An 8,467-nucleotide genomic window follows, 5' to 3' on the forward strand; every position below is an offset into this window, starting at 1 on the left:
CCATTGTGAGCATTCTCCATTTCCTCCTTGTTCTTTGGTCAGATACAAGGATAATTGATTTGATTTTTGCCCGCAATGGATTTTGCAATATTATGCATTTTCCAACTTGCAATACTATGGATTTTTGCTTTGCAACTTTCTACATTTTTATTTTACAATAAACACTCTATCCCATGGATGGTTATTTCATTGCCCTGGTTGTGATCGGAAACAAGGAACTCAATGAAGCGGAAGCCTACATTCTCCAGGCCAGCCCGGAAATTCAGGCCTTGTTTGCCAAGACACCCTTTGCTGCCGGCGGTCGCTGGCTAATGATTCCCGTTACCTCTGAACGGATTCTCGAAGACGTGAAAAACCTGATTCAAATCCGGGTCCAACCCAAGTGATGGGCTTTATTATTCTATCCTGATGGGCGGACAATTGCTAAAGGGTCAATTAAAGGGTAATGCTAAAAAAGATATAAAAAAACAGCCACAAACGGCTGCATCATAACATTTTTTCATTTAATTAAATGGCGGAGAGAGGGATTCGAATTATCATCAACCCATAAAATCCAATAAAATCGTATATAATAATTTTCCCAAAAATAGCATAAAATAGGGATCTCTTTCCATTTTAGTATAATTATGTAAAATCTAAATAATTCGTAGTAAGGGTCACGGTAAGGGTCAAAAAAGAGCAGATATTCACCTCATTTTCATTGCCGCCAATTTCCAAAAATACTTTTGGTTGGGTAGTGTCAATAATTTTTCGCAAAAATGGATCACAGTATACATCAAGATAATTCATTGCCTTTTGTGCTGAAAATGACATTACTCAAAGCATGAGCAGGGCTGGAAATCCATATGATAATGCTCCAATGGAGCGTTTTTACAATACGATGAAAACAGAATTCGTTTATCAGTATTCGTTTGAAACCGAGAAGATTTGAATCAGGTATTTATGAATACATCTTTGACTGGTATAATTACCGTCATCCGCATTCATATAATGACGGTAAAACACCATTCGAAATGAGGCATTCAAACTAGCTTTCGGTATTACAATTTTGCTTGACTAGAACAAGCTTCTAAGAAATCATTAGCAACCACTATCTCTTCGATTATTTTATCACTCAACCTTAATCAATTAACATAAATGCTTTTTTGGGCAATTTGCTTAATTGATTTCTAAAGCACTTTTTAACATCTGTAATGTCCATAGCTATATATTTAGGTTCATCATAACACTCTAACTCACTATATTTATTTAAAGCATTAACCAATATTCTAAAATCCTCATTTCTCTTTGGACTATTGCTTAATTTAGCAATCATAATATATACTTGACTCACACTTACTCCAATTTTTTTCTCAGGAAAATTTTCACAAATTTCTTTTATATTAAAATCCTCTAAAAGTAATGTATTGGGGCTACAGTATCTATTGCTCATTTTCATTCTCCTTTTTTATTTCATCTTTTATATAAATACAAAATTTATTAATGTCAATTTTAAAAATTCTAACATATACATCAATCATTTCTTCAAGCATTTTTCCTATTGATAAATAATCCATACAATATAACAATTTATCATATTTATCAACATTTGTAGTAATACCAAATGTTATAAAAGGATACTCTTTTACATTATCATCACCATAGTTTTTCTTGAAAATATTCCCTTTAAACATTGGAATACATGTTAGAAAATTTTTCCATTTTTTCTTCAACTCATTTTTACATGAATCCCTATTTGCAGAATACAATAAGACTTTATTTGATTTATGAGCTTCCTCAATTAAATCCCCATATTTAAATTCAGATAAGCTATGTTCCGTTATATCTGTTTCTTCTGAAAATGATTCACATAATTTAACGTAAGTAAGAGAACTTCTATCCGCTAAATATCTGAAATGCACACGAACTATATCACCTTCATCCGTTTTATCGAATAAAAAAATACGTTCTAACTTTTGGCATAATTTTTGGAGATAACCTAAAAACATATCAAAAATTAGTTTGCTGTTATCCTTAAAAAACCCCTCTATTACTTTATTAACTTCATCATTTTCCGTTACCTCTTCCTCCACTAATACATCTCCAAAAAAGTAATTATACATTATATACTCAGTCGTATACTCCTGTAGTTCGTAAACATATTTATATTTTACTTTGCTACTTTCATACTCAACGTCATCTTCTTCATACTCAATGTCATCTTCTTCATACTCAACGCTCTCATATAAATTGCTCTTATCCGCCTCAATCGCCATCCCCATGAATTGTCTAAGTTTTCCAATTCCTAAAACATATTCTTTTAAATACTTCATAAATTCATCTGAAATATAATAGGCCTTGGAAGAATGATCTGATACAGCCCCCAAGTGTATATACGTTTGTGTCTTTTGAGCATTTATAGGATAAATAATCTTTTTATCCTTTCTATTTGTATCCTTAGTATACATTCTGAAATCAGGATTAAATTCGCCTCCATCATCAGTACTTCTTACATATATGTCAATAGAATTAATACTTAAGTTAAATACATATATTGAATATGTATGAGCCCCAATATGATGGCTATTACCTTCTGGCCAACCAATTCCAGTCATAAATGTATTAATTGAATGTCTATTATTTCCCCAATTAATGACTGTTCTATCATGGGTATGTCCACATAGATATGCATTTGCATTGAATTGTTCAAATGAAATCATTTCTGAAAAAACAGAATCTTCTTCTTCTCCGAATAGTGCATTCAATGGATGATGCCCCATTGTGATAGTCAGTTCGATATTATCCTCTCCGTGTTCATCAACTAACATAGCAAATTGTTTTTTAATACTTTCCATTTGAAATTTACCAAAGATTAAATTGCGATTATCTTCGTCATCTACACAACTCCATGCAGTATTAAACATAACAAAACAATATTTTTTACCTAAAATTTCAACTACATCAACGCCAAAGGTATCTCGTATATAATTGTATTTATCTTCAAGTTCTATATCTTTTCCGAATATTTTATAAATTTCTTTCGAAAACTCCAAATATCCGGAACCTTTTTCAGCTCCATATGATTCCTCTTGATATTTCCAAAACGAATCATAAAACACATCATCAAACTTAGATTCTTTTTTAATATTGGCTATTTTAGAATTCATCATCCTATAGGCAGGAATAAGAAATTCATTTTCTGTAGTCCTCTTTTTATCATGGTTACCAGGAACGAGATATATTGCACAAACTTTTTGCTTTACAACTTCATATAAATCTTTAAAGAACAACGTAGCTCTCTTTGATGCTTCCGCATTCCCTTGATGTATAATATCACCAGTTACAACAATTACCATACTTTTATCTGGTAAAATTTTAATTTGATCTTTAATATCGCCTATTAATTTCTTTAATATTTTCGAATATCTAGTTGATTTATCATCAATGTGTAAATCTGACAAATGTAAAACTGCAATATTATTCATCTGCACTCCAATTCAATAAATATTTAATATCATTTTACCACATAAAATAAAATTTCGATTCAGATATTTTATAAAAAAATCGTATTATTTTCATTTATAAGTGGATATTACGAGGTGGCGGAGCCACCCAATCTCGTGAAATAGAGCCTCTGGCTCTGAATCGTCGGAATACTCACCAATAACCACCATCAGCTTCCTTCTGACCTTTCTGTAACCGGAAATGCCCTTGTTTACAGCTTGTCTTCCTAATTAGCCAGATAACTGATATTCTTTCAGACCATAAGCTCGGCAACATGCCTTGCGAACAAAAAAACAGCCATATAACGGCTGTATTACACAATTTTCAAATGGCGGAGAGGAACAGGAAGAAACGAATACACATTCAAAATGGCGTGTGTAGACTGGGATTGTAATTTAGTCTGAATAAAACTGATCGCGTCTGACTTTTTCTGCTATATTGGATTTTGCCTCTTGCCGAAAAGATTCTGCAATTTTTCGCAATGTTTGAGAAAATCGAAATAATCCTCGCTTGTCTGATTCCTCCGCTCTGCTTGTCCACAACGCTTCTAGTTTGAACTCTTCCTCACCAGTAGGGTCAATAAAATGGACGCCACGCGAATTAAACACTTCAGTACAATAACCCAATCTTTGTGCTTCTGCACCATCCGCATCCAACATTCTAGCAACATCCACATTAATAAAATAATCATCTTGTTCGTTTTTTGGAGCATAATATGACACATGACCTAGATGTGTCATAGCTACTTCATATCTACCACAATCGGAACTCATAGTTACGACGGCATCAATCCATACATCCATTTCATTTTTGTCAAAACGACCATCGTGCTGCAATCCTGGCATTACTCTCCATTCATTTAGTATAGTCCACGCATGTTTTGCGAATTTTTCACTATATCCCTCGGGTGTTTCGGTGTCATCTGATTTTTTATCATCTCTTTTGTAAAGCCACCGAATAAGCTGCATAAAGACATTAGGATTAGTTGAAATAGAGTTAAAAATAGATGTTGCCTTTTCTTCTAACAAATTAAAATAGCGAAACTCTAACCAAAATTGTCTTTCGGGGTTAGTTTCTTTCTTCTGTAACCAACTAATCAATTCTTCAATATAGTATGTTATCAATTCGGCAGAATCTGTTTTTAGGTTTTCTAATATACGAAACACTAATTCTGTTGATGGTTCAGCTCCATCTTCAATAGAACGGTACAAGATTTCAATTGCAGGATTCAAATTATTACTTTCTTCAAACATATTAATTGCTTCATCGGTATCTTCTTTTGAAATGCCCCATCCCGAGAACTCTTTCCAATATAATAAATAATCATCTGCCAATTTATTTTTAATATGTATCCATAATTCATGGCTTGGATTCAGTAGTGCATAAAATTTTGCTTTTTGTAAAGGAGTCCAGCCTTCTAGTTTGCAATTTTTTAACCATTCATTACCTTGTTCGAAATATCTATTCTGAATATATCCAGTTGAAAAATTAGAACGACTACTTTTCTCACTAATTAACATATTAATAAGTTGTTCTTCATTTGCAGTCTCATCATTACTGATTATTGCGAACAAACGCCCCACAAGTTCGGAACGCTCTGAATTATCTGCAAGCTCCACAATTCCAGAGAAACCATAAATCCCCATTATTTGTGTAATGCTATCCAATCTCTTTTGATGTAATTTTTCTCGGGAGTTTTCAAAATCATCAGATTCATACAGATAATATTCTCTGTTACAGAATAGACGGCTATTTTGTAATGCTAAGCTATCCGGCTTAAACTCATCAGCTAAAATTGCTATTTCCTGCAAAATTGACTCTGAAAGAGCCCATTCACTGGTACTATATTTTCTGTGTCTTGTAATCAAGTCAAGCAATTTATTCCAATAAATCGCACGCGTATGGTCGTCATAAACATCTTTCGCAAAATCACTTAAATGTCTAATTATTCTCGCACGCATATTGGGAGTTACATCGTCTAGCAACTCAATAAGCTCACTATTGTCAGTAATAATTGTTAGGCCTATTTTCAAATAAGCTTCATAAACAAAGAACAATTCATCATATGTTACATTTTTAACTACAATATCTTTAAGCAGATATTTAGGTTTTTCATGCTCCACTGATGTAGAAGTCTGCCTTGGCAGCAATCCTTTTATTAGTTGCCACCCCTTATGTCCCAAAAATGGTACGGCTTCTTCTACAATTGCGATACGCGTTTCAACAGAACTAGTTGTCTGCGGATGCCATGGTAATAAGATTTCAATTATTGTTGAGATCGCTCTGTTATCGAATGCACCAATTTTCGCTAAAAGTAAACATGCAGATCCTGCATATGTCTTATCCCATGCAATTGTATATAATGCACAGAAGAGTTCTGAGCCGTATTGTTGCATAAAAATAGATTTTTCTTGCTCAGACAATAATTGCTCCACAGCGCTCATGTTACTCTCTAATGCTTCAATAAACTCTTCTGGAGCAGCTTGAGCTAAAAATGACAGATTCCAACCAATACTTTGAAAAACTTTCCAATCATTATGACATAGCAATTGACGTACTACTTTTTTGCATTCTATATTGATTTTGCCAAATGTACAGTTTGTAAATGCTTCATGATTAAATTTGAGTACAGCTAATGATTCTGAAAGTCCCTTTTTTAACAATTCCGAACAGGTTGTCTTATCATTATAAATACCTGAATACATACGCTTTTCAGATGGCAAGTGATATTTAGGATTGATTGTATTAAGCGTTTCCAGTACACATTTAACGAATAAATCTACATGATAATCAAAAAGATCATTCGAATATTTAAGTACGATATCTTCGCGCTTTTTTATAATCCAAACGCCATCAGAATGCTTAATATTATCAGGATATTGGGATACTAGCGTCCGTGCTTTGGCAATCCATAAGTTGTATTTCTCACCATTAAAAATGCTTATAATATTCTGATCTTCCTTTGAGGAATCCTTCCATGAACCAATAAATGCCATAGACAATAGCATTGGAACCCCATTCGCAGAAAAGGATGTACCATCAAGTACACGTTGAGAAGGTAATGTAAGTGCATTTGACACAGAAGACTCTAATTTTTTTCGCTGCTCTACGGTCAATATTTGGGTTGATGAACCAAAGCGAGCAAAAGCTTGTCCTACTGTAATTCCGGTCGGCTTCTGATTGTTTTTGATATAATAAATATCCTTAGCGACTTCATATGTATAATCTGTGTTACTACTAAATATTTTTATGTAGCCAAATGTTTTATTTTGATATGAATATGTTCCTGTTCGAATATATGGTCTCGGTCTAATATGACTCACTAGTGACTGAAAAACGGCATCATCAGCCATAGTTTTATCTTCGATGCCTATAAGATTCTTATTGTCAGAAACTCCGAAAATAATATATTTGTCTTTATCAATTCCCATTTGTGAATTAAGCATAGCCAAAACATCTTTTATGTATTCACCTTTCCCAGAATCTTTAGACAGCGTATAAGGAGTGATTTTATAGTCTAGGTAGTCGCACTCAGAGGGCAAGCGACCTAGAATATCTTCAATATCGTATTCGAGCATCTTCTGAACGCCTCCTATAATCAATCAATGAAATTGCCCCGTAGGGCACACAACTTTGCTCGCAAAGTGTAGTGTGTTATATCAACAATATTACCTTTGTATATACATACGATTATTATAACATGATGGCTTCTTCCAAGGTAACCTTTTTCAATTTTGCATTGTTCGTATATTGTGGAGTCGCACATAAGTAAATATTATTCATGGATTTAGTTGATCAAGAGTACTGTTCTTGTGTTAAGTGATAATATGCAACGTGTAATAAAAGACCCAGAAACAAGACGGCAAGAAATATTGGGTGCAGTTATCCGGATCTTTAGCCAAAAATGATATGAGCAAATCTCCATGCTTGATATAACAAAAAATATCAATGTATCTCAAGGTTGTGCTACCGATATTTCAAACCAATAGAAGAAATCTATCAAGCAGCACTCGAACATTATGTGAAATTAAGGTGTTCATGGAACTGCTGGGGGATAACAACCAATCAATAACACTGTTAATTGATACAATGCAGCCAAGGTCAAAGTGTAAATCGTCGGATGATTCTTATTTCAACTTTTTTAATGGAAATTCTCAATTTCATTTGCAGATGCAATTGGCATTAATAAACCATTTAGTTCCAATTGTCACAAAACGTTTAGATAAAAAAAGAAAAACGGTGAGTTGAAAGAAGATAACACAACTGCACTTGCATCGTACTATCTATATGGGCAGCTTGGTATTTGGACGTGTCTTGATGGAATAGAAGATGAAAAAGCAGAGAATGTAAGAAGATACACAAAACAATTATTTGGAATAGATGAAACCCTCTAACCAAGAAGGTTTTTAAAAGGGAATTAAATGAATAATATTTACTCATTAGGAAAGAAGGGGATTAATATCCAATAAAGGGTCAATCTATATTTCAGGCGAAACAAAACCCCTGGAAACGGCTGTTTCTAGGGGTTTTTATTTGTTTAGTTATGGCGGTGAGAGAGGGATTAGAATTATTGTGATGCTAAAAAATGGCATAAAACCATCATTAATAAAATCTCATAGAACCCTATTACAAAGCCATTTGTAGTCAATCTGGCATAATCTTGTTGCCTCCTTATTGATTCTCTAAGGGGTCAAAACATTAGACCGGGGTCAAAGTTTTAGAGCCAGTAGTGGTTAATTAATTAAGGAAATAGGGGAGCGTTTCAAGTTTTGTGTATTTGCGAAAATTGATATAGAATAGAGAATTTAATTAAGGGGCAAGGGCATTAAAATGACTCTTGCCCCTTACCTGTATTATAATCCGAATTGATTGCATGTCAATAAAAAGCAAGTCTGGATCTAACTCCGGAATGCCCTGATGTGATTATTGGCGATTAATCCAGGCGCTCAGAAAAAAATATTTCCAGCTGGGAGTGAATCTGACC

General features: G+C 33.6%; 5 protein-coding genes. 2 read left to right on the forward strand and 3 right to left on the reverse strand.

What is annotated here, in order from left to right; translation table 11 throughout:
• Positions 1 to 173: 173 nt before the first annotated feature.
• Both A3KS_RS21740 and A3KS_RS24315 read left to right on the forward strand, forming a co-directional pair.
• Positions 174 to 386, forward strand: a complete 213-nt coding sequence (locus A3KS_RS21740; protein ID WP_051355960.1) for a DUF3788 family protein — start codon at positions 174 to 176, stop codon at positions 384 to 386.
• 425 nt (positions 387 to 811) lie between these two features.
• Positions 812 to 931: an integrase core domain-containing protein gene (locus A3KS_RS24315; protein ID WP_423219253.1), complete on the forward strand. Its 120-nt coding sequence runs from the start codon at positions 812 to 814 to the stop codon at positions 929 to 931.
• A 189-nt stretch (positions 932 to 1,120) separates the two neighbouring features.
• On the opposite strand, the gene A3KS_RS0116810 is transcribed toward A3KS_RS24315, so the two are convergent.
• The 3 genes from A3KS_RS0116810 to A3KS_RS0116820 all read right to left on the reverse strand — a co-directional run bounded on the left by A3KS_RS0116810 (position 1,121) and on the right by A3KS_RS0116820 (position 7,061).
• The gene (locus A3KS_RS0116810) at positions 1,121 to 1,432 is read right to left on the reverse strand and encodes a hypothetical protein (RefSeq protein WP_026395889.1); all 312 of its coding nucleotides are present in this window, start codon (positions 1,430 to 1,432) and stop codon (positions 1,121 to 1,123) included.
• A complete protein-coding gene (locus A3KS_RS0116815) occupies positions 1,422 to 3,464 on the reverse strand; it encodes a metallophosphoesterase family protein (RefSeq protein WP_026395890.1) in 2,043 nt (680 codons plus the stop codon). Before A3KS_RS0116815 ends, A3KS_RS0116810 begins: the two co-directional genes overlap by 11 nt.
• 414 nt (positions 3,465 to 3,878) lie before the next feature.
• The gene (locus tag A3KS_RS0116820; RefSeq protein ID WP_026395891.1) at positions 3,879 to 7,061 is read right to left on the reverse strand and encodes an ATP-binding protein; all 3,183 of its coding nucleotides are present in this window, start codon (positions 7,059 to 7,061) and stop codon (positions 3,879 to 3,881) included.
• Between the last annotated feature and the right edge of the window lie 1,406 nt (positions 7,062 to 8,467).

The sequence above is a fragment of the Acetobacterium malicum subsp. dehalogenans DSM 11527 genome (genome assembly GCF_000472665.1).
Taxonomy (GTDB): domain Bacteria; phylum Bacillota; class Clostridia; order Eubacteriales; family Eubacteriaceae; genus Acetobacterium; species Acetobacterium malicum.

Excerpts from the sequence above, each read along its gene's own strand:
- A3KS_RS21740 (WP_051355960.1), top strand. The coding sequence starts at position 174 with ATGGATGGTTATTTCATTGCCCTGGTTGTGATCGGAAACAAGGAACTC.
- A3KS_RS0116810 (WP_026395889.1), bottom strand. The coding sequence starts at position 1,432 with ATGAGCAATAGATACTGTAGCCCCAATACATTACTTTTAGAGGATTTT.
- A3KS_RS0116815 (WP_026395890.1), bottom strand. The coding sequence starts at position 3,464 with ATGAATAATATTGCAGTTTTACATTTGTCAGATTTACACATTGATGAT.
- A3KS_RS0116820 (WP_026395891.1), bottom strand. The coding sequence starts at position 7,061 with ATGCTCGAATACGATATTGAAGATATTCTAGGTCGCTTGCCCTCTGAG.